The organism is Streptomyces sp. NPDC012474, assembly GCF_042955185.1.
Lineage (GTDB): Bacteria > Actinomycetota > Actinomycetes > Streptomycetales > Streptomycetaceae > Streptomyces > Streptomyces cahuitamycinicus.
Genome location: NZ_JBIBEP010000008.1, coordinates 1 through 23366, shown reverse-complemented (window position 1 = coordinate 23366; position 23366 = coordinate 1). Strand labels below are relative to the sequence as shown.

Below are 23366 nucleotides of genomic sequence, written 5' to 3'. Positions count from 1 at the left end.
TTGCGGGCCTCCACGAGCGGCCCGCAACGCCCCCTCTCCATGCCGGGACAGGCTCGTCAGCGGCTCGTCACGCAACCTTGGCCGGGTAATCGCCCCGCTGCTCGGCGGCCATCAGACTGTCTGATGGCCGCTCAGGGGCAGACGGTCAAGGACATCACCAAGCTGATACAGGTTGGCGAGGACTACGTTCGCGATGTCATCCACGCCTTCAACGAGCGGGGGTTCGACGCACTGGACCCGAAATGGAGCGGGGGACGCCCCAAGACGATCAGTGACCAGGTGCTGGTCTTCCTGCCAACCCACGGCTCCTGGATCGAAGCCGAGTTCGCGGCCATCGCCGCCTACGTCCGCCGGCGCTTTGCCCGTGCCGAGCCGAAGACCACCTTCGCGCCCAACTCACCGACCCGTTCATGGACCGATTACCCGGCCAAGGCTGCATGACAAGCCACTAGAAGGGGCGGGGCGGTCGGATTCGAACCGACGTCCTCCGAGATGTTGTCGCGGCGCACTACCTCTGTGCTACGACCCCGCCTTGCTGGTGATCATAGTCCTCACCCACGGCGGCGAACAGGCGATACAGCTGCCGGCCTCAAGCCGCCGGCGGACTGGTGTGTCGATGGCGACGGCGTCATTCGATCGGCGACTCGGCTGACTGCTCCGATCGGGTGATGGGGAGCTCTAGGACTTGTCGCATATGCCGGGGTCCTGCATTACTGGGCGTATTCCAACCGTTGGGCAGCCCGTACCCCTCGGGAAGCGTGACGCCGGCCCTGACTGCTCCCTTCACACGTGGGGAGGGAGCAGCTCATCCGGGGCACGATGGGCATCCCGGGAGGGGTTGGATAGCCAGTCGGCGCCGCTTGCTCGGCGCCGACTGGTGTGTTTGGGCCTGCCGACAGGCGCGCAAGCCGGTGGCACACAAGCGCTCGCTGCGGCCAAGCTCAGCCAGCCAACTTTTCCGTGACTGACCCCTTGTCAGAGTCCTCTTCTTGTGGGCTACTTGAGGTAGCGAACCGGTGGGCCGCCCATCCCATAACCGGGGATCACGTCAAGGGCGGCGTCTGCCGGTTCTTTCTCTGTGCACCGACGACTGAACTCCATCGGCCCGGTGGCGCAATTCAGATGTCGGTCCTCCGCGAGGGTCTTCCGCGGACGACGCCCCTGTGGTCCCCAGGCTTCGTTGTGTCCTCTGTCCTTGTCCTGTGAGCGAGGAGTCGTCCATGCCCATCTCTCCGAACCAGGGATCCACCGGCGGTGGCACGCCGGTAACCATCACTGGAACCAACCTCTCCGGCACCACCGCCGTCCACTTCGGCAGCAAGCCGGCCACCAACGTCACCAACGTCTCGCCGACCCAGGTCACGGCCTCATCGCCGTCAGGCGCCGGCAGCGTCGGGGTGACCGTGACCACTCCGGGCGGCACGAGCAACCCCATCCCGTTCTTCTACGTCGGTGCTCCGTTCAAGTCCTCGCTCGGGCCGACGTCCGGCACTCTGGCGGGCGGCAACACGGTCACGATCAACGGTGTTGGGCTGGCGACGGCCACGGGTGTGTCCTTCGGCGCCAACACCGCCACCCCGACGGTCGTCTCCGACACCCAGCTGACCGTCACCGTGCCGGCGGGCGCGGCGGCCGGCCCGGTCGGTGTGAGCGTGACCACCGCAGGCGGGACGAACAACGGTCTGTCCTACACCTACGTGGACGTCCCCACCGTGACCACCGTCGCGCCGACCTCCGGACCGGTGTCCGGCGGTACTGGCGTGACCATCACCGGCACCAACCTGGGCTCCACCGAGTCGGTCACCTTCGACGGCACCCCGGCACCGTTTTCCGTGGTGAACTCCACCACGGTCTCGGCGGTGACCCCGCCTGGCACCGCCGGCGCGGTTGACGTGGTGGTGACCAACCCGGCCGGCTCCGACACAGCGGTCGGCGCGTACACGTACGTCGCCGGTCCCGGTATCTGACCCTCGACCAAGCTGCCGCCCGGTCCTCGCCTGGCGGCAGCTTCCCTCGGCTGTCACTTCACGAACGGCGGGTTTCCGCCCTCTACGCCGTCCGACCGCATGATCCCCAGCGGACAGACGGCTCTGATGTGCCAAAGCCCGACACGGCGTCCCGCGGGCCCCGACCGGTATGCCCGTCGTACCAGGCTTCGCCCCGGCTGCCATAGGAGCATCCTCATGCCGCCCACGATCAGTACCATCAACCCCTCGCAGGGGCCTACCACCGGGGGCACTACCGTCACCCTCACCGGCACCGGCATGACCGGGTCCACAGCCGTACGGTTCGGCAGCACCAACGCCACCTCCTTCACCGTCAACTCGGCCACGCAGATCACCGCAGTGAGCCCGCCCCGTGCCGCAGGAGCCACGGCGGTGACCGTCCTCCACCCAACCGGCAACAGCAACCCGGTGACGTTCACCTACGTGACGGCTCAGGTACCGGTGGTCACTGGGGTGACGCCCAGCAACGGCCCGACGTCGGGCGGCACCAGTGTCACCCTCAATGGAACCGGGTTCACCGGAGCCACCACGGTCACCTTCGCCGGGGCCCCGGCGATGTCATTCACCGTGAACTCGGCCACCCAGATCACCGCCGTGACGCCCGCCGGAAGTGCCGGGGCCGCCGTCGTGACCGTCACGACACCGGGAGGCACCAGCGCCCCGGACGCCTTCTTCTTCTACGCGGCGCCTCCCGTCCTCAGCAGTGCTGAACCCGCCCAGGGACCGGCGGCCGGAGGCACGATGGTCACGCTGACCGGGAGCAACCTGCTCAACGCCGGTAACGTGCGATTCGGCAGCATCAACGCCGTCTCATTCACCGTGGTATCAGCGACGCAGATCGCAGCCGTCGCCCCGCCCGGCACGGGCAGTTCACCGATCACAGTGATCACCCCAGGCGGCACAAGCAACCCCGTCGCCTTCTCCTACGCCGCCACTCCCACCCTGACAGCACTGGCGCCCACCAACGGTCCGACATCCGCGGGCACCGTAGTCACCCTGATCGGCACGAACCTGTCCACCGCCTCGGCAGTCGTCTTCGGAGCTACGGCCGCCCCGTTCACCGTCGTGTCGGACACGCAGATCACGGCGGTCGCACCCGCAGGAGCGGCAGGTTCGGTCACCGTGACGGTCACCACAGCGGGCGGCACCAGCCCAGGGCTGACCTACACCCGCAACGCCCCGCCCGGTATCTGACACCAAGATGCCCCGGGCCGAAGGAGCCGCCGCACACACCGCGTACGCACGGCCCTTTGAACCGCTCCCACACTCGCTTGTCCGACGAGCGGCTCATGCGACTGATCCAACCAGGTTACTAGTGGGCGCTCCTTCCAGAACGGCAACAGAGACCCCCCTAGCGTGAAGCTGCCACGGCATCCGCAGTCCGCGGGGCCGGCGAATACATGGAGCCGAACCAGTGAGGATCGCACCACGCAGAGGGCGATGGGTCGTCGCCACAGCCCTGGCAGCCGTAATGGGCCTTGCCTCGCCCGCCTGGGCCGTAGCGTCCAGCACCACAGTGACTGCCGTTCCACAGTCCGCTGAGGTGGGTGCACCAGTGCAACTGACAGCCACGGTCGACTGTCCCGCCGATCCCACCGGCGGGCTCGGCGTGACGTTCTTCGACGGCAGCACCCTGCTCGACACCGTACCGGTCAATGCGAACGGCCAGGCCAGCTACACCGCCACGTTCGCCACCACCGGTTCCCACGGCATCACCGCCGCCTACAACGGCAACGCAGAGTGCGATGCCTCCAGCAACACCACGACCGTCCAGATCACGTCTGCCCCGCCGCCAGGCCCCACCCCCGGCGGATGTCTCCTTCTCTGCAACGGGCTGATCAACTTCTCTGTCAGCGACTTCAACAACACCGTCAACGTCTACAAGCACAAGACCATGAAGGAGAAGCGCTTGCAGCACTGAGGGGTCTGTCAATCAACGGCCCTGTCTCACATTCGGTGGTGACGGAACGTGTCGCTATCCGAGGAGGATGCGGTGCGAAGCAGGGTGAAGCCTGCTCGTCCGTGCATCTGGCGCGCGATCCGCTTGGTCTTGGTGTTGATGCCCTCGGTGGGGCCGTTGCTGTAGCGGAGTGTGAACGCGGCGATCACGGCGTCGAGGTCTCGCTCCAGCCCTTGGGTGAAGGCATGCAGGTGCGGCAGATCGGCCTAGGCCCGTACGACGCCGAACCGGATGTCGTACGACGACCCCGGGTGCATGACCCGCAGCATCCGCTCCCCCTCGGCGGTGACCTCGTCCTGCCGGGTCCGGGTGAGGCGTTCGAAGGGCTCGATCACGAGGGCGTCCTCCTCCAGCCGCCACAGGCCCGCGAGGAAGCCGTCGACGAGGAGCGTGCGGTGGGCCAGGTTCCCCTGCCACGAACGGCCCCGGTGCTCGGGCGGGACGACGCGGGTGCGGTCGGCGTGCGAGAGCAGCAGGTTGTCGAACTCGGGGAGGAAGCGCGGCGGCGCGGGGGTCTCCGGGTCGGGGCGGGGGGCGTCCGGGAGGTCGAAGAGTTCGACGCCGGTCTCGTCCCGGAAGGTCACGAGCTGTGGGCGGAGGCGTTCGAAGGCGTCGCGCAGCCGGGTCATTCCGGCCCAGGCCTGCATGTCCCGCACGGAGGCCGGGCCGAAGGCGGCGAGGTAGCGCAGGACGGCCGCGTCGGGCGTGGCGGCCGGTCGCGTGGGCCGGCCGAGCCAGTGCTCGGCGGTCGTGAGCCTGACCTGCCCGCTCTGCCCCCACAGGCCGCGCGGCGTCACCTGCACGAGCGGGAGGCGGCAGCGGGCCGCGACGGCCAGGGCCTGCGGATCGGCGTCGGGCCATTCCCGGAGCAGTGCCTCGCGCAGCTGCCCCATGGTGCGGGGCTCGGCCTCGACGAGGTCGCGGGCGAGCCCGGTGAGCCGGTCCAGGTCGACTCCGGCGAGTCCCTTGCGGAAGGTGACGAGCTCCCGGTCCCGGGCGGGCTGCACCAGCGGCCGCAGGGTGAGGCAGTCGTCCGCGGTGTGGGTGTGGATGGTGGAGCGCATCGTGACGATCCGGACGGCCTCGCGGTCCGCCATCAGCCGGGACAGCGCCTCGGGGGTGAACCCGTCGAGGCGCGCGGCGAGCGCGTAGTACGGCGGCTTGACGTTCTGCGCCTGGAGCCCGAGCAGATGCTCGACGGCCGCAGCGACGGACAGCCGGGCGGGGCGCAGGAGCAGCTGGCGGTCGAGGGTCGCGCGGTTCAGGGCACGCGTGCCGAGCAGGGGTGCCGTGCCGGTGACGCTCCGCTTGGTGTTCGTCATGTGAGGCACGGTAGCGGGGCTTGCGGACAGGATCTGGCCGCGACTGCGGGCGGCGTCGGATGAAGAAGCCCGCTGGTGCTCCGCGGTACGGGAACAGGCCGGGCCGCACGGGCACAGAAGGAAGGTGACCCGCCGGATCGCGTACCGGACGGATCCGAGCCGTCCGCCGATCTCGCGGGTTCCGGTCCTGACCAGGCGGGCGAGTGCCTCGGACACCGGTGAACCGCCGCGGACACCGACTCCCGCGCGGGTGAGCCCCCGCAGGTCCTGCGGGGAGTCGGAGAAGACCGCGATCAGGGTCTCGTAGCGTGCGGACTCGACGGGCACGCCCGCCGGCCACAGGAAGGGCATACCCGGAGCGTGGCCCCCGGGCTCCTCGCCCAGAGCGCGTCGTTCTGCCGGGTCGAGCGTGATCCCGGCAGGCTCCGCCTGGTTCAGGACGGTGATGCGGCCCGCGACTCCCACGTCGAGGACGTTGGCATGGACGGTCTCCCCGCCGGTACCGGCATGCGCGACGCTCACCCACAACCGGTCGGTCAGATGCAGCACCGCGCCGTCCGTGACGCAGCCCGACTCGGCGGACACCGAGAAGTCGACCGGTGCCGGCAGTTCGTCGACACCGTCACCCAGGCTCCGCAGCCGTAGCGAAGCGGCGAGGTCCCGGACGTGGCCGCGGAGTTCGGCGAGACCACCCGGGTCCAGGGCGCGGCGGGTCCGGTAGAGCGGCAGGCCCGTGGTGTCGTACAGCATGTACGTGGAGTCGGCGAGGGCCACGGTGGCGATGTCGGTCGGGTGCTCGGCGGCGTCGGACCGCACGCCGATGCCGGGCAGCCCTGCGAGACCGGCGACGACCGGTTCCGTGGAGGCCCCCTCGACCGCGGTGACCCGCACGTCGAGATCACGGCCGGCACTGCGCCACGGGTGGGCCATGGAACCGTCCGGTACCGGTCGGCCGTCGGCCGAGTCCAGCAGGGCTGCGTCCGTGATCAGATGGGTGACCCGCACGACCGGCGCGACCGACGCGTCGGGAGCGAGTCCCGCGCGGGAGAGCAGGAACTGGTCCCCGGGCCTGATCCCGTGGAGCCGCGCACCGTCGAGCCACGCCTGGCCGGTGCCCGGGTCCGTCCGTACCGGGTGGGGCTGCTCGGTTCGGCGTACGTCGAGCGTGAAGGGGATCCGGTCGACGGGCCCTTCCGCCTCGGGCCGCTGGAGCGGATTCATGGCGAGGACCTGGTGACGGACGCGGTCCATGACCGACTGCCAGGTCGTGTGCGGGTCCGCCCGCAGCGCCGCGATCAGTGCGGCGGTGAACAGGCCGTGCGACCCGCCGAAGTCGAACGAGTAGTCCTCGTGGGCGCGCTGGTGCGAGCCGCACGCGACGAGTCGTACGGCGTGCGGGTTGGCGTCGAACCAGTCCGCCTGGGGGTGCTCGTCACGCAACCGCCTGAACTCCGCCCCGGCGACGGCCCAGCGGCGGGCGACAGCGGCCTTCGGCCATGTGGCCTCCCACCCGCGGACCCGCATCCGGTCGTGAACCGCCTCGCGCGCCATGCGGGCGCTGAAGCAACAGTCCAGGAGGGTGGTCACGTCGGGTGTGCGCAGCGTCAGGCGCCATTGCAGAGCGCTCAGTTCCTCCGCGAGGATTCCGCGGAAGTCGTCCGCGTCGGTCCGAGCCACGTCCGTCGGCAGGATGAACCGCAACTCACCGGGTGTTCCGGGAGTCGAGGTGGTCGAGCGGCTGCCGTGGCCGGCGTAGAAGACCACGACGCTGTCACCCTGCTTCGTCACCCGGATGAGATCTTCGTACGCGCCGAGAATGCCGGTGCGCGTCGCCCTCGCCTCCCGCAGCTGGTTCACGTCGAACCCGCGCTCAGCCAAGAGATCCGCCACGAGCTCGGCGTCGTTGTGGCAGCCGGTCAGGGCGCCCGTCTGACTGGCGATGACCAGTGCCCGGCGGGCACCGGCAGGAGCCGGTGATGCGCTCACGATGTCTGCTCCCCTGGTTCCGGTGGTGTCGCAGCTTCTCGCACCGTCGGATCGGTGAGTGTTCCGGGGAGCTGGGCGAGCTCCGGTGGAAGTTCGTCGGGGTCGGCCGCAAGCAGCCAGGCCAGCCGGGCCTCCTTGAACTCCGCGGCCTCGTCCGCGCGCCCTGTCAGGTGCAGGAGCCACCAGGTGGTCCTGGAGACCGTCGCGGTCACCGCGTGACGGTGCCCGAAGTGAAGGCGGGCCTCGTCAGCGGTGTCGTAGGCCAGATCGACGCACAGGGGCACCCGCCCCAGCGCGTGCAGGGCCAGGCAGAGGTCTGATTGAGCCAGGAGGACGAACGGGTGACGTGAACCCAGTGTTCTGCGGCCGGTCTGCACCAGGGTGCGCAGTCCGTCCTCGGCGGCCTCGGCCTCGCCCGCCAGAAGCGCCTTCATCAGCTCGGTCTCCCGGCACCAGAACTCCGACTCCATGTCGGGCTCGGACTCGTCGGTCGTGAGCTCGTCCGCTGTCTGCCCGAGATGGGCCGCGGCCGCGCTCACCGCGTGCAGCAGGGAGGTCTCGGAGTGGGTCATGCCCAGGGCGGCGAAGAGCCGGTCCGTACGTGCGCGCGCCGTCCGGCACCAGTCCGCGGAGCCGCTGTCCCAGGCGGCGAGTTGCCGGAGCAGGGAGGCGAGTTGTCCGCGGAGCGGCGGCGACGCCCGCAGCCAGGCCGTCCGGGAGGCGAGCCCCAGAAGCACTTGTGCCAAGTGAGGAACGACGCGTGCGAGTTCCTTTCGGTACGTAGCCTCGAAGTCGGTGCCCGGCAGTTCCACCGGCGGCTCCACGACAATGTTGACGCAGAGGGAGAAACGGGCCAGGAAGACGCCGGTGTCATACCAGGACGCGGCATCACCCGGCAGCGCCTTCCGGACGTCCGCCATCAGACGGTCGAAAGAGCGCTCGAGTTCGGGGTCCACCGCCGCGGCCGGTTCCTCGTGCTCCTGCCCGAGCAGGTCGTTGAGACGCGGGACCAGAGCCGACAGGGCGGGCAGCGACCACATCGTGTTGCGGACCCGTATGGCCTTGTCCTCGTGCAGGCGCGACCCCTGGCCCACCCCGGCGATCAACTTGAGGTATCGATGCCCCTCGCCGAAGTCGAAGTACAGCTCCTCGATGTCGATGCCTAACATCAGGCCGTCGGGAGGGGGTGCCTGCGGGGAGGGGGCCGAGGGCGGCGCGAGGTCCCGGTCCGGCCGGGCAGTCTCGCTCACAGCAGCCCGAACGGCTGGAACGCCGCCCAGTAGTAGGGGTGGGCGGTTTCCGGTCTGGAGCGTACGACCTGCTGCGCACGGTGGAGGGCCGCCGCCGGGCCGAGCCGGGGCAGACCGCTGTAGAAGTGGTGCATCAGCGTGGCTGTGACCTGGTCGTCGACCTGCCACAGAGGACCGATCACCGATCTCGCCCCGGAGGCGAGGAGTACGCCGGGCAGGCCGGCGTACTCGTTGCCCGGGAGCGCCCGGGACAGCCCCGAGTGGCAGGCGGCCAGCACGATCAGCCGGGCGCGCAGCTGCAGCCGCACCAGGTCCGGCGCCCAGAGCAGATGACGATCGGCGCCTGTGCCGCTGATGTGCAGGGCGGACAGATCCGGATATCCGTCGAACGTGATGCCGTGGCAGGCGAAGTGGACGACATCCGCCTCCGGCAGATCGGCGAGCAGCGTGGAGACGTCGATACGGGAACCGGTCTGGACCGTTCGGTCGTAGAAGCCCGAGGCGGCGTGGACGAGCTCCGCCGCCGCGTGCGGCAGGCTGCCGTCCGGATCACCGACGCCCACGAACCGTTCGACGCGGCGCCTGGGACGCGGCCGCTCCAGCATGGCCAGCAGCACCGAGAGGCTCGGTACGTACGAGACGGCGCGACCGGCGCTCAGTGGCGACGGACCGAGCACGGCCAGCGGTACGGACCACAGTGCGCCGGACGGCACGATCACGATGCGCCGCCGATCCGCGACGACGTTCCGGACGGGGTCGACGCAGGCCGCGACGAGGGCGCCCGACACCGTCGCGAGGGCGGAGCAGTCGTCGCGGGATTCCGGGGACGTCGCGAGCCGGTGGTATTCGGTGCAGAGGCGCTCCGTGGCCTGGACGTCGTACGCCGCGACGTCGTCGACCCCGTCGCGAGTGATGCCGTAGATCTGGCCGATCGGCGCGTACACGAGGACGATGCCGTCGCGGGGAAGGCGCTCGGCCAGCGCGGCCACCGAGGCCGGCGCGAACCGGGGGTAGGGCGGAAGAGCCGTCGTGAGGACGTACGCGTCGTCGTCCGACATCGCCCTGCGCAGTCGATGCAGCGACGTCTCCAACTGCTCTTGGGACGCGCCCGTTCCCGCGTCGGCAGCGGACTGGGTGAGGTAGCGGACCGCCTGCTGTTTGTACGGTGCCGACATCGATGAAGGCGGCGTCCCGGCGTCGGCCCAGAGCCTGTTCAACGTCAGCAGCCCGAGTAGGCTGCGGCTGGTGTTGCGCTCCAGGGTGTCGAGCGCCTCGACCGGGCGTCCGGCGCGTTGGGCGCTCTCCGCGGCCGCGAGGTAGATCGCGCCCAGTGCCGAGGACCGGCTGCGTTGCGTCGCGGCCGAGCGGACGTGGCGCCGGTCTTCCTCGGCGATACGGACGGCCTGATGCAGTCGGGCGGCCACGACATCATCACCGGCTTGCGCGTCGAGCGCGCGCAATGCGGCGACGAACTGGTCGTTGGCGCTCCTGGGCGACGCGTCGGCGACCGGTGTGCTCGGGTCGACGACGGCCAGTTTGCGGGCACATTCGTTGCGCCAGTGCGCCTGTGTCCCGGCATCGTCACTGAGCAGGTGCACGGAGTCCATGCACCAGCGCAGTGCCTCGGCCGCCTCTGCGGAGGCGGACCACAGAAGCCTGGCGCCGCGGACATAGGAACGGAACCAGGCTCCGTAGTCGGCGTCCACCTCGGCCAGCCGGTCCAGATAGAACTCGGACCTGCCGTCCACCTCGGCTGTCGGCATGTCCGCGTCGATGGCCAGGACGGTGAGTGCCCGACGCAATCCGCCTGCGGAGCCCGCCTTCCGGAACGCGGCCTCCGCCGACTCCGCGTGGCGCAGGGCCGCGTCGACGTCACCGGTGGCACGGTCGCCCCGCACGAGTGCCCACAGCTGGAATTCGACCTCGCCCTCCATACCGTACGCACGTCGCTCACGCAGGGCCCGGACCGCGCGCTGAAGATGAGCGACCGCCTCCTCGGTGCGTCCCAGCGCCTCCAGGACGGCCGCCTCCCGCCAGGCGATCATGGCCGGGTCGGTGCTCAGCTCCGCCGGATCCCGCAGCCCCGCCCACTTCAGCATGGCCTGCATCGCCTCGCTCTCCGGGTCGGCGCCCACTCCGGAAGCCAGCTGAGCGCGCACCGCCGCGACGCCGTGGGCGCGGCAATCCCGGAGACTTCTGCGTACGCGTTCGAGGCTGAGCCGCACGCCTCTGTACTCCGGATCGCCCAGCTCCCGTGCCGCCGCGCCCGCGACGAGCCGGTCGAGCACCGCCTCGGCCTCCTCGGTCAGGAGCTCCGGCCGTCGCTCGACGGCGGCGAGGAACGGAAGCGGGCCGTCGAACGTCTCGGTGAGCAGCGCATGGACGGCCTGGGCGGCGGCCGACGGCGCACGATCGTCCAGGGCGCGCTCCTGCTGTCCGGGGTCGGGCGGGTGGCGAGAGGGACGAGGGTACCGACTCGATTCCTCCCGCCGCATCACCTGTGCCGAAAGGGCACTCCGGTCAGTCGCTGTCCTGCGAGTCCACGGCGAGGACGACCCGGCTTGCGGACCGGGTGCCCTCCTCCACCTCGACCCGGTACAGCCCTGGCGCCGGAAGAATCACCTCGGCGACGACATCCCCGTCGTCGTACTGCCGTGCCACGACGGCGACCGACTGAAGGGAACCGTCGACCGGGCTGCACCGGACACGAGCCTGCGCCCTGGCACCGCGCACCTGGACGCCGCAGCGGCGCCCCGCCTCCACGACGTCGGGCAGAAACAGGGAAAGCTCGTACCGATCGGACGAGGGCAGCCCGATGCCCCCGTCGTCCGGCAGGGCTCGCGTAAGGCCGCGTCCGGACGGGCCGGGGTCGGCCTCGGTCACGTGCTCTTGCAGCAACATGGCCCTCACCCAGTCCAGGACAGTGCGGTGCGTCGTCAACGCGCCGTACTGGACAGGGACGAAGACGTCCGCGCGCGTCGGCGAGCTCGCGGACAGGCAGGGCACCACACCGTCACCGCCGAAGTCCCACCGGCTGAGGTTGCCGTGCCGATCCCGTAGGGGCTCCCCGTCGTTGTGCATCCGCACCGAGCTCAGCAGTGGGTGGACCGTACCGTCGGCCCTGAGGTGGACGCTCTGCACCGTGGGCTGACCGCTGCCCACCACGGCCCGGACAGGTGAGGCCACAGAAGCCGCGTCCGAGTCGTGGCGGGTGCGCATCGCATCCCCGGCGAGCGCTGTGTCACCGCCCAGCCATGCGATGTCGTCGAGCTCAAGGCGCCGCACCTCCCCGTCCCGGTGCTCGATGCAACGCTGGTCGGGCAGCAGGTCGTAGAAGCCGGGGAGCGTCCGCATGACCTGCCCCATCCGCAGGGAAGGCACCGCCCCCGGGCCGGAGTCGCGGTAGGGGCTCAGCGCCTCCAGGGCTTTGGGGACACCGTGGAAGGGCGTCCCCAGGCACAGGAGCTGCCGAGTGACCTCGGCGAGGCCACGGGCCATCGCCGCGCGGACGACGAGTCCACCCGTGGAGTGGGCGACGAACACCAGCCGGGGTTCCTGTGGCCCGTGCCGTGCTCCGCTGCCCGTCCGGGCGACCTCCGGATGGGCTCGCCAGCGCTCCAGGTGGCGGGTGGCCGCCCGCGTCAGGAGGGCCGCGTTGTGTGCGGCGGACAGGCGCCAGTCGTAGGGGAACTCCAGTACGGCATCGGGGTGGGCGACGGAGTTCGTGACGGTCCGCAGCAGGCGGACATAGGGCTCCAGGCCGCCGAGCAGGGGCGCCCAGGCGGGCGTACTCAGGAGACCGACGGGACGGACCCGCCGGAGGTCGCCCGCGCGTTCGTCCGCCGTGAGCTCAAGGGCCCGGACTCCGTTCCGCCACCATGCGTCGATCAGCCCCGTCCGGGACTCGTGTCCCCACAGACGCCTGCCGGACTCGGTGTCCTCCAGAACGCTGCCCATGAATCCGGGAACCACGACCACCGCGTCCAAGCCGGCCGCGGGCACCGGGATCGCCGAGCCTGGTCGGCTGCCGGCGCTGCTCCTGGTGTACGAAGTCTGGTCGACCTCGTACTGATAGGTGTTCACGAGGGAGTGGATCCAGGACGGTTGCCGCTCGGCGCGGCTGTCGATGTAATCGCCGACGACCTCACCGCGGACGGTGCTGTTGTGGACGGCCAGCCAGGTCGAGGAGCTCTCCTCCTGCCGGGTTTCCGCCTCGGCGTCGTCCTCCCCCCGGGCAGCCGGTTTCCGCTTCGCCGCCCGTGTCGCCTCGGCGAGGTCTCGTACGTCGTCGTCGCTGAGCGACGTCCGCAGGATCTGTCCGGCAGCGCCCTGGACATCGACTCCGAGCAGACGGGCGGCCTGTGACACCAGCTCCGGCACATGGTCGCCCACCTCCGCGGCGAGTTCACGGACGAGCGCGGGATGCCGGGCCCGCTCGCGTTGGCCGAGTCGGGAGACACGCTCCACCACCTCTTCGCGCAGCCGCCGCGCTTCCACGGTGTCCGCGCGGTCCCCCCGGCGGTACAGGCGCAGTTCGGCCACGGCGACGCTCAGTGGAGGCACCTCCCCGAGCCCAGGGGGCTCGGCCGCCCGGCGCGCCTGGCGCAGCAGAGCCCGCGCGGCCTCGAAGTGTCCGAGGTCCTCGTCGATACGGGCGCCACTCACGGCGATCTCCACGAAGCCCCGGGCGTCGGAGAGACGGGAGGCCAGTTCGAGCACCGGCTCGACCAGCTCGCGCGCCTCCACCATCCGGCCCAGCGCGGCCAGCGCACGGATGCGCAGTGCGGCCAGCTCGACGTCCTGAACCACGTGGTCCGGACGTTCGTCCAACAGGAGCAGGGTCTCCTCGGCCCTGCCGTCGGCCAGACATGCGGTGCCGGCGCGTAGCGCCTGCCGTGCCCAGGTCTCGTCGTCGGCCTGGCGCAGCAGGCCGGGGGCGACGGTGATGCCGAGCCGCTCGGAGACGTAGATCCGGCCGCGCACGGGCAGTTCTTCGAGGGCGGAGTCGAGCAGCGGGCCGGCTTCGCTCAGCCACCTGCGATCCAGTGTCTTGGCCGAATGCCCCAGGCACAGCCGGTGGTAGAGCTCCTCCGCCCGGTGCTCGACGGCGTTGACGGGGTCCTGCTCGGCCAGGTCCGCGTAGTAGGCGACCGCCTTGCGGTGAATGCGTCGGACGAGGGCGTGCCCCTCGCCTCTCAGCATCGGCAGCATCACGCGGCGCACATCGGCGCGGTGGACGACGGCCTCCCGCCCCGGTGCCTCCTCGACCAGAGCCGCCTCGTCCCTGAGCCGCCAGAACAGGGTTCGGGCGCGTCGCTCGTCGACCTCCCCCAGACCGCACGGTCCGGCCAGCACGTAGCGGATGACGTCCGGGGTGACACGGCGGACGGTGAGCCCGGGGCTGGCGATGCGTCGCAGCCCCGGATCCTCCAGGTGGTCGAGGATGCGCCGGTAGAGGACGCCCTGGCGCTCCTCCGGCTGGAGTCGCAGCTGCACTTGGCGGCGCAGCGACGCGTCGCGCAGAGCTTGTGGCCCCTCCCTGCGGAAGAGGTCGGCGGCCAGTTTCAGACTGAGCGGGTCGGATCCGACCGTCCGGATGACGGTCCGCAGAGCGGCCTCGTACTCCCGGCCACCGCCGGGCAGCAGCCGGCGCACGTAGCTTTCCGCGGTGGCGGGATCGAAGCCCTCCAGCGGCACGTGCGCGAACCGTCCGTCATCGACCGGTGCACGGCCCGCGGCGATGATCCGCAACCATGGACAGGCGTCCTGCAGGACGTCGAGGAAGTCCAGCAGCCGGGCCAGGGCGAACTCCCCCTTCCGCTGGGCCTGTTCGAAGGTGTCCAGAACCAGCAGGACCGGCTGGTTTGCGGGTTGCAGAGCCCCGGCCACCAGCTTGGCGAACCGGGCGACGAGGGCCGTCTCGTCGCTCCGGCGTCCCGTTCTCGGACCTCTGGTACCCCGCAGCTCGCCCTCCGCCCTGCTGTCCGCCTGCAGGGTGGTGCGCACGGCTCTCTGAAGCTCGGGCACCGCGGGCCCGTCCAGTGCGGGTGCCAGTATCCGCAGCTGCCGCAGCATCTCGCCCAGCACCGTGAGCGGCTGCTCCGGCACCAGGTCGGTGCGATCGAGTGCGAGATACGCGTAGAGCCGCCCGTGCGACGGCCGGGCCCGCGTGACGCTGTCCAGCACGAAACGGGCGACGAGGGTGGACTTGCCCACGCCGCCGGGGCCGTGGATCAGCAGCCAGGGGGGCCGTCCCGGTGGGCCGGCCGCGCCGGATCGGACATGCCGGGCCAGTTCCTCCAGTTCACGCTCACGGCCGCAGAAGGTGGCATCGGCCAATGCGTCCAACGGCTGGAACAGTCTCGCCAGTTCGATGTGCCGGCTGATGTCCTGTGTACCGGGCAGGGTGAGGGATCGTTCGGCCAGAGCGGCGCGGGCGCGCGGCGCGTCGTCGAGCCAGCCGACGACGGTGAGGGCGGCGTGGAGCTCTTCCAGACGCAGCCCGTCGAGCGGCCGCGCGGTGCCCGTCAGGAGCCTTTCCGCGCAGTCCCGCGCGGCGTCCTGCCCCGCCCCGGCCCCGGAGCGCAGAGCCGCCAGCAGGCGGTCAGGGGTGCCCAGTCGCTCCAACGCCGCTGTGCGCACGGCCGGAAGCAGTCGCCAGCGTCGGCCCTGACGGGTGCCTACCCGCTCACAGTCGTGCGAGAGGAACTCCCGCACGGTTGTTTCCGCCGCGGGGTCGTCAGGCCCGTCTTCCTCCAGCTCGGCCGCGTCGAAGGCGCTCACCAGCGCCGTCTTCTCCCGCAGCGCCCACCGCCGCGGTTCCACGTCATCGGCGCCGGGCAGGGCACCGGTGGAGGGGGCCGCGCGCAGCAGGTTCAGGACGTCGGCCTCGGTGACCTGCTTCCAGGGTGAGGACTCAGCCACCTGTTCCTCCGTACATCTGGTAGAGCTGCCGGCCGCGGAGCGCGGCCACATGGGAGATCCGTTCGAGGGGCAGGGGCAGGCCGGGGTCGTGATCGCCGCCGGTGGCCTCGCGCAGCACCTCCTTCACGAGGAGATCGGCGACGGCCGGGTCGATCCGCGCTCCGGCGCTCGCCGCGATCGAGCAGAAGAACTCATGGAGGTGTTCCACACCGATCGGGCCCAGGTGCGTGCGCCACACATACGGATCTGCGGACGGCTGGAGCCGTCCGTCGTAGGCGATGAGGACCATGTTCAGACGGTCGCCGGTCTCCCCGTCGACCACCGCTTCCGCGAGGCCCTCCACCATCCGCAGGGCCGCTGGGGTCAGCGCCGTCCCGATCATGCCGTCGAAGACGAGCCAGTGGTCCTCGTTCAGGGCGCGCATGTGCCGCTTCGCCACGTTCACCAGCCGTCTGACGTGGGTGGCTTCGGATGCGAAGGGGTCACCGTGGCCCAGGTCCCAGCCGAGCTGGTCGGTGAGCGCGGCGGCGATGTCACTCACCTCGACGGGCGGCACGTACGCGGACAGATCGATCTTGTACGGGGTGATCCTGCGATTGCCGAGGACGTGGCAGAGCAGGAACCAGGTCCAGGTCTTGCCACACCTGCGGTCACCGTCGACGATCAGTACCCGGCCGCCGGGGGCGTCGAGCATCTCGCGCAGCGTCGCACGCAGTTCGCTCCGGTCGATGAACGCCCTCGTCCGTCCGCCGCCCACCAGCAGCGCCGCGCAGGGGTCGGCCTCCCCCGCGGGCGGTTCCTGGGACAGGAGCACCTTGAAGATGTCGTACTCGGCACTGCTGGGATGCTGCGCGACGACTTGGATCAGTGCCCGCAACTTGCGTGCGGAGGCCGCGTGTTCCAGCACGCGCGGCCAGATGTCGGTCAGGGGTCCTCGCCATTCGACGGCTGCGGGGAGAAGACCGGCGGCCGCGACGAACTGCCGGACGGCAGTCTCTCTGTCGTGGACCTTCAGCAGCACGTCCAGGAGTTCTCGGGCTTGCGCGTCGTCGAACGCGAAGACGGTCTGGTCGAGCAGGAGCGCCACTGCGTCACCTCAGCCCCGCGTTCGCCATGCCCGCTGCGACCCGCTCGATCCTGACGCCCTCATTGCGGTACTCCGCCGGTGCGCTGAGCGGGCCGATCCGGGCCCAGCGGCGGTGCAGGGCGACGAGCCGCCACCGCTCGTCGAAGACGGGCGAGCCCGACGAGCCCCGGTCCGTGTCGGTCCAGTACTGCACCATCTCGTCGTCCACGTGGCGAACGACGTTGTGCCGCGCGGCGAGTTTCTTCACTCCGCCGTTCGGGTGCTGGACGATGCAGACGCGGTCGCCCACCTCCAGGGTGACCCGCTCGGGCAACTCGATCACGACCGCCTCGTCGGGCAGGGGTCCGACCGCCTTGATGACGGCCCAGTCGTCCGTTTCGTCACCGACCACGGAGCCGGGATCGCAGGCGACGCTCACGTGCTCCAGGTCGCGGCCGTCGAGGTCCTGTTCGTAGCCGAACCACGCCTCCACCCGGTCCGGTCGGACGCCACCGCCGAACAGGACGTGATGGTTGGTCAACAGCAGATCCGGGCTCACCCGGAACGCCGTGCCGTGGTAGCGGCGGCCGCGGTCGTCGGTGACCAGCAGTCGGCACACCGCCGTCGCCTGTTCGGTTCCCCGGCGCAGGAACGCCACGTCCTGGAAGGTGTTGGTGCTGAAGATCCGCCGTTCCAGGGGGTCCGGGTCGGAGAAGTCCTTCCAGGTGCCCGGCGGAGGATCCGCCGCGGGTGCCTCGAGAACCGGCCTGTCGCCGATCAGTTCCTTCAGACGCTCCGCCACAGCGAGATCCGGCCCGCTCTCGATCGCTGAGAGCAGTGTCCTCAGTTTGCCCTGGTTGCGGGCGGCGGGGATGAGGTCGAACCAGACGCCGTACACCGGCTGCCGCCAGTCCACGTCCCAGGTCACTACGCCCGCCTTCTTCGCCATGGCCTTCACGGCCATCGGCTCGTCGTAGACGGAGACGAGCAGTTCCTGGAGTTCCTGGGCTCCCGGGGCGCTCCATTCGAAGGGAAGGCGGTCGAGGAAATGCGTCATCGCTGTCACCTTGCTGCGGGCGGGCGGTCGGCAGGCGTCACTTCTGCGGCTGGAAGGACCAGTAGGAGCCGTCGGCGTGCGGCACGGACACCAGCCCGAAGCGCCGGGACGGCGGGAGTGCCTGCCGCAGCAGGCCGTAGACGTCGGCGAGGACGGACGTGTGGTCGCCCACGTACGAGTGGCCCATCAGTCCGGTGTCGAGAGCGCCGGCGTCGATGGTGTCGAGCCCCGGGGCCACGACGATCCCGGCGCCGGCCTGACCGGCGCGCGGTGCGGCCGCCATGGTGCGGGAGGCGGCCAGGGCACGGTCGACGGACGATGCGTAGAGGGTGCAACCGGCCGCCTGCCCGGCGATGCGGGGAAGGCGCCGGCGGAACACCTCGGCGTCGACGTCGGGCGCGGCGAAGACCACCTGGCCGAGCCGGCCGGAGTCCTCGGGCAGGCTCGTGGTGTCGAAGTCGGCGAGCGCTTCGGTGAGCAGCCGGTTACCCATGCTGTGAGCCAGCACATGCACCTCGCTCACGTTCGTCCCGGTCAGAATCCGGCGCAGGAATTCCTGGAAGTACGGCACCGCGCGGTTCACGGAGTTCTCGTCCGCGACGTAGCCACCGACCGTGCCTTTCGACGGCCAGCTGTAGAGCAGGGGGACACCGGTGAAGTTCAGGTCGTAGGCGATCTGGGCCGCGCGGATCGCGGCGTCGCGGAACGTGACGTTGTAGCCGTGGACGAACAGCAGTGCCTGGTTCACGTCGCACTCCGCGAGCCGTTTGCGGGTCAGCTCGGTGAACTCCTGGGCGGTGGACGTCGCCACGGCGCCGAGTGTCGCGACCCTGGCCGGATCGTCACGGAAGCGCAGCCTCCACACACGGGACTTCTCCGCGGCGCCCATACGGTGATCGTCGGGGATTCCCACCCGGGCTTCCCCGTACGTCAGTTCACCGCGCCCCGCACCGAAGCCGGTCCGCTTCTCGTCGAGCGCGCGGTCCGTGGCGTACAGCACCGGAACCAGCAGTGAACGCTGCCAGGCGACCCAGTGCGGCGGTGGGGCGGCGGGGCCGAACCGCTCCTGGCGGGCCGCAAGGGCGTCGAACTCGGCAGCCAGCACGGCTCCGAGCGGAGCGTGGGCTTCGAACGCCAAGGCCACTTCGCGCGCCGCCGAGTTGATGGCCTCACACGTCTCGGGCGCGGGCGTCTCCTCCGTGCCGCCGGCGGCGGAGTCATGCTGTACGGCGTCCAGCGCCCTCAACGCCGTCAGAACATGTGACGCCAAGCGTTCGAGGTCGGCCCCGTGCACGAACTCCGCTGCTCTCGGCCACACTTGCGCGACCGCGGGAACGAGTGGCCCCCAGTCCTCCACGTTGCCCCCCATGACTCCGAGAAGACTCCCGGTACGCGGACCGGATGATGACTCACGGCCCCCTGGGCATCATAAGGCGCGCGATGGCCGCCTCGGAGGACAAGTGCGCAGGTGCGGAACCGCGTTGTGGCCACGGTGCGAAGGCGTTCGGTTGTTCCGCCCGCCCTGCGGGTTCCGGCGGGCCGCCATCGCAGCCGGCTGCGCCGCCGGCTGCCCCTGAGTACCCGGCCTCACCGGGCTTGAGTAGCCGCTCGGATATTCCACCGCAGGTCAGCAGGACAGAGTCGTCTCGGGCGACCTTGTCCGGACGCACCCCGCGGGTGACACCCGTGGGCGAGAAGCGGGGAGATCCGATGAGCGACGCAGCCAAGCAGACGCACATCCGGGCACATCCGTTGGTGCAGCGTTTGCTGTCACTGGAACTCGACCCGGATCACTGCGCGGTGTTCGGGAGCGGCCCCATGCTGGCGCATGGACTCAGGAGGTCGCTCGGGGACCTCGATATCGTCGCCCGGGGGCCTGCCTGGCAGAAGGCCTGCGGGGACGGTGACCTCGGTGTCTCCAAGATCGGTGGAGACCCTGTGGCTGCCTTCTGGGGCGGCAGAATAGAAGTGTTCAGCGTCTGGTTCCCACCGGATGTCTCTACGGACGACCTGATCGACGAGGCTGACGTGGTCGCCGGAATCCGCTTCGTCCAGCTTCGGCACGTGCTCGCCTACAAGCGCCGGCTCCGACGGCCGAAGGACGTCCCGGACATCGCCGCGCTGGAGCAGGCTCTCAGCACACCTGCGCACGCCGGCAGCCCTCGGGTGGCATGAGCGCGGCTTCATGTGACCGACACCCGAGCGGGTTGTTAGACCCGCCGCACCCCCGGGTACTCAGCAGCACATTCCCGGAACCCGCACCACCCGCTCCACTCGGGAGATCCGATGCTCCGACGTCCACCTTCGCCACAGATCACCGCACCCCATGCGTGACGGCACGGGAGGGGCGGTGGAGGGCATGGAACCAGACGCGCACCCGGCGCGGTCGGCTCTGATCGTGATCGACATGATCAACACCTACGACCACGAGGACGCCGAGCTCCTCGTGCCGTCCGTGGAAGGGATCGTGCCCGTCCTGACCGAGCTGCTCGGCCGGGCCCGCGAGGCGGACGTTCCCGTGATCTACGTGAACGACAACTTCGGACGGTGGCGCTCGCACCACGGGGAGCTGCTGGACGCGGCCCTGTCCCAGCCGCACGCCCACCTGATCGAGCCGATCCGGCCCGACGACCGGTCGCTCTTCGTCGTGAAGGCACGCCACTCGGTCTTCTTCGAGACGCCCCTGTCCTACCTCCTGTGGAGCCTGGGGGTCGGGCACGTGGTCCTGACCGGCCAGGTCACCGAGCAGTGTGTCCTCTACTCCGCGCTGGACGCGCACATCCGCCATCTGGAGGTGACGGTGCCGAAGGACGCCGTCGCCTCCATCCATCCGCACCTGGCGTCGGCGGCCCTGGAGATGATGGAGCGCAACATGGGCGCCCGGATCACCACGGCGAAGGAGACCGGGTTCGGGCCCCGCGACGCCTGAGACCGGCCGCAGCCTGCTGCCCGACCCGGACGAACTGCGGGCGCCGCGCGGCCTGTTCGTCGTCGCCCGGTTGCACGGCGAGCCGGTGGGCTGCGCCGGGCTCGAGCTGGCGGCCGGGGCGCCCGCGGAGATCAAGCGGTTGTGGGTCTCCCCAGACAACGGACTCGGCGGACTCAGCCGCAGCGGCGGCCGGAGTTGATGCAGCCGACGGCCTGCTTCATCAGCCGCTGGGGCATCGCGTTGATGAAGTCCCCGTGGTCGGTGATGGGCTTGTGCAGCGACTCGGGGAAGCTGTCCACCGCGAAGGCCCTGCTGCCGGCCAGACCGCTGTAGGTGAGGCGCTGGACGAGCTGCGGGACCGCCTTGAATCCGGCCGGGCACCTGCCCCGGGCGTCGGCGAAGGCGACATGGCTGCGGTGGTTGGCACTGTCGGTGTTCCTGCCGTCCCAGCAGCTCTGGAAGCGCTCGGTGCGGACCAGCTCGCTGCCGGCCGGGCAGACCGGGTACTTGTCCTTGAGCTGGACTCGGTTCTCGAAGCCGGTGCACGACCAGGCCGCGTTGGCGTTGGCGCCGCCGTTCGCGTTGGCCTTCGCGTCACCGGTGATGATGCGCAGGAAGCGCGGCATGGCGACCACCTTGGTGGTGGGGCTGCCGACGAAGGTGAGGCTCACGGACGTGGGGGTGAGGATCTTGCCGACGTTGCCCTCGGCTCCGCCGCCGGGCTTGCCCGCGTCCGCCTCCTCGACTCCGCCGCGGTCGCGCAGCACCGGCCAGTAGTAGGTCGACCGGTCGCCGTTGGTGCACGTGGTGCGGGCCGCGGCGAGGGTGTCGTCGGTCGTGAAGGCGTCGACGCCGATGGCGCCGACGTAGTCGTGGGTGTGGTGGGCTCCGTTGCCCACCCCCGGAGCGACGATCACGTTGTCGGAGTTGTGCCGGCCTTCCGCGTTGACACCGCAGCGGGTCTTGAAGGCGCCCTTGGAGGCGTTGCGGTTGTTGCGTGGCCGGGCCGGCACGTTGGGGGTGACCTTGGTGATGTCCACGAAGTCCTCGAGCACCGGGCCGTTGCCGGCGGCCGGAGACGGGCTCGCTCCCTGCCCCTGCTGCCCCTGGCCTGCGCCGGCCAGCGTGCACGCGGCCAGGTTGCCCAGGCCCTGTGGCCGGGGTGCGCCCGTGCGGCTGATCGCGATGGCGATGCGGTCGACGGTGGCGGTCCGCTTGTCCTTGAGGGGGCCGAGGATGGCGTTCCGCACGAAGTCCGCACCGCCCTGGCCCCGCGTGGTGGCCAGCCGGTTTCCGGCCTCGGTGATCTGCGATTCCAGCAGGCGCAGATTGCGATCGACCTCCGCACGCGCCTGCCGGGGCACGTCCGGCAGCCGGTCGGCCACGGAGGGGCAGGAGATGGGTGAGGCCGCGCGGGTGGTGGCACGCGGGGCGTCGGTCGCGTTGGCCTGCATGTTGACCAGCGTGAGTCCGACACCGCCCGCGGCCAGCCCGGCGACCAGGACGATCGCGTTACGGCGCTTCCGGTTGCGCCTGTGTCCCTGGTTCATGGTGGCCTTCCGCATCTGTCAGGTGTGTCGGTGTGTCAGGTGTGACCACCGTGGCCAATGTGACGAGGAAGGGCCACTGGTTCCGGCCGGGCGTCACTGTCGCGTAAGACCTGGCGCGCCGCTCCGGGCTCGCCGGTCAGCGGTGCACGGGGTTGTCTTACGGAGTCATGACGTACGGCCGCGCTCCCGTCAGGCGGCGGTGGCCGGCGCTTAGCGTGCCCGTATGCGCGTACTGGTCACCGGCGGTGCCGGGTTCATCGGGTCCCATGTGGTCGCCACCCTGCGGGAGCGGGGGCACGAGGCGATCGTGTTCGACGTGCGGGAGGATCCCGCGGTAGACGTGCGGGACCCCGCGGCGGTGGGCCGCGCCCTGGCCGGTGTGGACGCCGTGTGCCACCAGGCCGCGATGGTCGGGCTCGGCGACGGGGTCGCCGACGCGGCGGACTACGTCGCACACAACGACCTGGGGACGGCCGTGCTGCTCGCGGCCATGGCGGAGGCGGGCGTACCGGCCCTGGTGCTCGCCGGATCGATGGTCGTCTACGGCGAGGGACGGTACACGTGTGCGCGCCACGGGGTGGTGAGGCCCGGGCCGCGGGCCGTGGCCGCGCTCGGCGCGGGCCGGTTCGAGCCTCCGTGCCCGGTCTGCGGGGAGGACCTCTCCCCCGGGCTGGTCCGCGAGGACGCCCCGGCCGATCCGCGGAACGTGTACGCGTCGACCAAGCTCGCCCAGGAGCATCTGGCCGCCGCATGGGCCCGCTGTACCGGCGGGTCGGCGGTGTCACTGCGCTATCACAACGTGTACGGGCCGGGCATGCCCCGGGACACCCCCTACGCCGGTGTCGCCTCCTTCTTCCGCTCGGCGCTCGCTCGGGGCGAGGCTCCGCGGGTGTTCGAGGACGGGCGTCAGCGCAGGGACTTCGTGCACGTCCGGGACGTGGCGGCGGCGAACGCCGTGGCGCTGGAGGCGGCGGTCGCCCCGGGGGCGCTCACCGTGTACAACACCGGCAGCGGTACCCCGAACACCGTCGGCGCGATGGCGCGGGCGCTGGCCGCCGCGTACGGCGGGCCCGAGCCGGTCGTCACGGGTGAGTACCGGCTCGGGGACGTCCGCCACATCACCGCGGACTCCTCGCGGCTGCGGGCGGAGTTGGGGTGGAAGCCGGCGGTCGGCTTCGAGGAGGGCATGACGGAGTTCGCGCGGGCGGGGATGCGGGGCGCCTAGGGCCTGTCCGATGGGTCAGGTAACCCGCCTGTCGGCCGGTCGTTCTATCCGGTGTGGGGCGGGGTGATCTTTCTGATGACGAGTGGGCTCG

At 70.7% G+C, this 23366-nt stretch carries 15 protein-coding genes, 1 tRNA gene and 3 pseudogenes; 8 read left to right on the top strand and 11 right to left on the bottom strand.

The annotated features are described in order from the left end of the window. Window positions 1-441: helix-turn-helix domain-containing protein (locus tag ACFY9S_RS18890; protein ID WP_391129641.1), on the top strand; the 441-nt coding region annotated here is incomplete at its 5' end. Window positions 442-456: 15 nt separating this feature from the next. Here the strand turns inward: ACFY9S_RS18890 and ACFY9S_RS18885 are convergent. Continuing rightward, window positions 457-531 (bottom strand) — tRNA-Leu (locus ACFY9S_RS18885). 689 nt (window positions 532-1220) lie between these two features. On the opposite strand from ACFY9S_RS18885, the gene ACFY9S_RS18880 reads away from it, so the two are divergent. From ACFY9S_RS18880 to ACFY9S_RS18870, 3 genes are all read left to right on the top strand, one after another. Further along, window positions 1221-1967: an IPT/TIG domain-containing protein gene (locus tag ACFY9S_RS18880; RefSeq protein WP_391129637.1), complete on the top strand. Its 747-nt coding sequence runs from the start codon at window positions 1221-1223 to the stop codon at window positions 1965-1967. A gap of 216 nt (window positions 1968-2183) precedes the next feature. Then, complete coding sequence (locus tag ACFY9S_RS18875) at window positions 2184-3200, top strand: IPT/TIG domain-containing protein (protein WP_391129634.1); 1017 nt, start codon at window positions 2184-2186, stop codon at window positions 3198-3200. 277 nt (window positions 3201-3477) lie between these two features. Then, window positions 3478-3927: an Ig-like domain repeat protein gene (locus ACFY9S_RS18870; protein WP_391130393.1), complete on the top strand. Its 450-nt coding sequence runs from the start codon at window positions 3478-3480 to the stop codon at window positions 3925-3927. 54 nt (window positions 3928-3981) lie between these two features. On the opposite strand, the pseudogene ACFY9S_RS18865 reads toward ACFY9S_RS18870, so the two are convergent. From ACFY9S_RS18865 to ACFY9S_RS18825, 9 genes and pseudogenes are all read right to left on the bottom strand, one after another. Beyond that, window positions 3982-4172: pseudogene (locus tag ACFY9S_RS18865) on the bottom strand (transposase); the annotation flags it as partial. After that, window positions 4173-5288 carry a DNA glycosylase AlkZ-like family protein gene (locus tag ACFY9S_RS18860; protein ID WP_391130390.1) on the bottom strand — a complete coding sequence of 372 codons (1116 nt, stop codon included), beginning with the start codon at window positions 5286-5288 and terminating at the stop codon, window positions 4173-4175. It lies immediately after the preceding pseudogene. Between the two features lie 1212 nt (window positions 5289-6500). After that, window positions 6501-7274 (bottom strand): annotated as a pseudogene (locus tag ACFY9S_RS18855) (caspase domain-containing protein); the annotation flags it as partial. After that, window positions 7271-8443: a hypothetical protein gene (locus ACFY9S_RS18850; protein WP_391129632.1), complete on the bottom strand. Its 1173-nt coding sequence runs from the start codon at window positions 8441-8443 to the stop codon at window positions 7271-7273. The pseudogene ACFY9S_RS18855 and the gene ACFY9S_RS18850, both read right to left, overlap by 4 nt. A 77-nt stretch (window positions 8444-8520) precedes the next feature. Continuing rightward, window positions 8521-11019 carry a CHAT domain-containing protein gene (locus ACFY9S_RS18845; RefSeq protein ID WP_391129629.1) on the bottom strand — a complete coding sequence of 833 codons (2499 nt, stop codon included), beginning with the start codon at window positions 11017-11019 and terminating at the stop codon, window positions 8521-8523. 25 nt (window positions 11020-11044) lie between these two features. After that, complete coding sequence (locus ACFY9S_RS18840; protein ID WP_391129627.1) at window positions 11045-15448, bottom strand: AAA family ATPase; 4404 nt, start codon at window positions 15446-15448, stop codon at window positions 11045-11047. Further along, window positions 15441-16535 (bottom strand): effector-associated domain EAD1-containing protein, encoded by a 1095-nt coding sequence (locus ACFY9S_RS18835; RefSeq protein WP_391129624.1) that lies wholly within the window; start codon window positions 16533-16535, stop codon window positions 15441-15443. Before ACFY9S_RS18835 ends, ACFY9S_RS18840 begins: the two co-directional genes overlap by 8 nt. A 4-nt stretch (window positions 16536-16539) precedes the next feature. Next, entirely contained in the window at window positions 16540-17571 is a 1032-nt protein-coding gene (locus tag ACFY9S_RS18830) for a trypsin-like peptidase domain-containing protein (protein WP_391129622.1), read from the bottom strand. Between the two features lie 37 nt (window positions 17572-17608). Further along, complete coding sequence (locus ACFY9S_RS18825) at window positions 17609-18841, bottom strand: alpha/beta hydrolase (protein WP_391129620.1); 1233 nt, start codon at window positions 18839-18841, stop codon at window positions 17609-17611. 440 nt (window positions 18842-19281) lie between these two features. On the opposite strand from ACFY9S_RS18825, the gene ACFY9S_RS18820 reads away from it, so the two are divergent. From ACFY9S_RS18820 to ACFY9S_RS18810, 3 genes and pseudogenes are all read left to right on the top strand, one after another. After that, window positions 19282-19746 (top strand): hypothetical protein, encoded by a 465-nt coding sequence (locus tag ACFY9S_RS18820; RefSeq protein ID WP_391129618.1) that lies wholly within the window; start codon window positions 19282-19284, stop codon window positions 19744-19746. Between the two features lie 184 nt (window positions 19747-19930). Next, complete coding sequence (locus ACFY9S_RS18815; RefSeq protein WP_391129615.1) at window positions 19931-20500, top strand: isochorismatase family protein; 570 nt, start codon at window positions 19931-19933, stop codon at window positions 20498-20500. Between the two features lie 10 nt (window positions 20501-20510). Continuing rightward, window positions 20511-20669, top strand: a pseudogene (locus tag ACFY9S_RS18810) (MarR family transcriptional regulator); the annotation flags it as partial. A gap of 4 nt (window positions 20670-20673) precedes the next feature. Here the strand turns inward: ACFY9S_RS18810 and ACFY9S_RS18805 are convergent. Continuing rightward, a complete protein-coding gene (locus tag ACFY9S_RS18805; RefSeq protein ID WP_391129612.1) occupies window positions 20674-22050 on the bottom strand; it encodes a DUF1996 domain-containing protein in 1377 nt (458 codons plus the stop codon). Window positions 22051-22273: 223 nt separating this feature from the next. Between ACFY9S_RS18805 and ACFY9S_RS18800 the strand changes: the two genes are divergently transcribed. Next, complete coding sequence (locus ACFY9S_RS18800; protein ID WP_391129609.1) at window positions 22274-23275, top strand: NAD-dependent epimerase/dehydratase family protein; 1002 nt, start codon at window positions 22274-22276, stop codon at window positions 23273-23275. Window positions 23276-23366: the final 91 nt, after the last annotated feature.

Bases quoted from the DNA above. Each gene is read 5' to 3' on its own strand.
- ACFY9S_RS18880 (WP_391129637.1), top strand. From the start codon at position 1,221: ATGCCCATCTCTCCGAACCAGGGATCCACCGGCGGTGGCACGCCGGTA.
- ACFY9S_RS18875 (WP_391129634.1), top strand. From the start codon at position 2,184: ATGCCGCCCACGATCAGTACCATCAACCCCTCGCAGGGGCCTACCACC.
- ACFY9S_RS18870 (WP_391130393.1), top strand. From the start codon at position 3,478: ATGGGCCTTGCCTCGCCCGCCTGGGCCGTAGCGTCCAGCACCACAGTG.
- ACFY9S_RS18860 (WP_391130390.1), bottom strand. From the start codon at position 5,288: ATGACGAACACCAAGCGGAGCGTCACCGGCACGGCACCCCTGCTCGGC.
- ACFY9S_RS18850 (WP_391129632.1), bottom strand. From the start codon at position 8,443: ATGTTAGGCATCGACATCGAGGAGCTGTACTTCGACTTCGGCGAGGGG.
- ACFY9S_RS18845 (WP_391129629.1), bottom strand. From the start codon at position 11,019: ATGCGGCGGGAGGAATCGAGTCGGTACCCTCGTCCCTCTCGCCACCCG.
- ACFY9S_RS18830 (WP_391129622.1), bottom strand. From the start codon at position 17,571: ATGACGCATTTCCTCGACCGCCTTCCCTTCGAATGGAGCGCCCCGGGA.
- ACFY9S_RS18820 (WP_391129618.1), top strand. From the start codon at position 19,282: ATGAGCGACGCAGCCAAGCAGACGCACATCCGGGCACATCCGTTGGTG.
- ACFY9S_RS18815 (WP_391129615.1), top strand. From the start codon at position 19,931: ATGGAACCAGACGCGCACCCGGCGCGGTCGGCTCTGATCGTGATCGAC.
- ACFY9S_RS18805 (WP_391129612.1), bottom strand. From the start codon at position 22,050: ATGAACCAGGGACACAGGCGCAACCGGAAGCGCCGTAACGCGATCGTC.
- ACFY9S_RS18800 (WP_391129609.1), top strand. From the start codon at position 22,274: ATGCGCGTACTGGTCACCGGCGGTGCCGGGTTCATCGGGTCCCATGTG.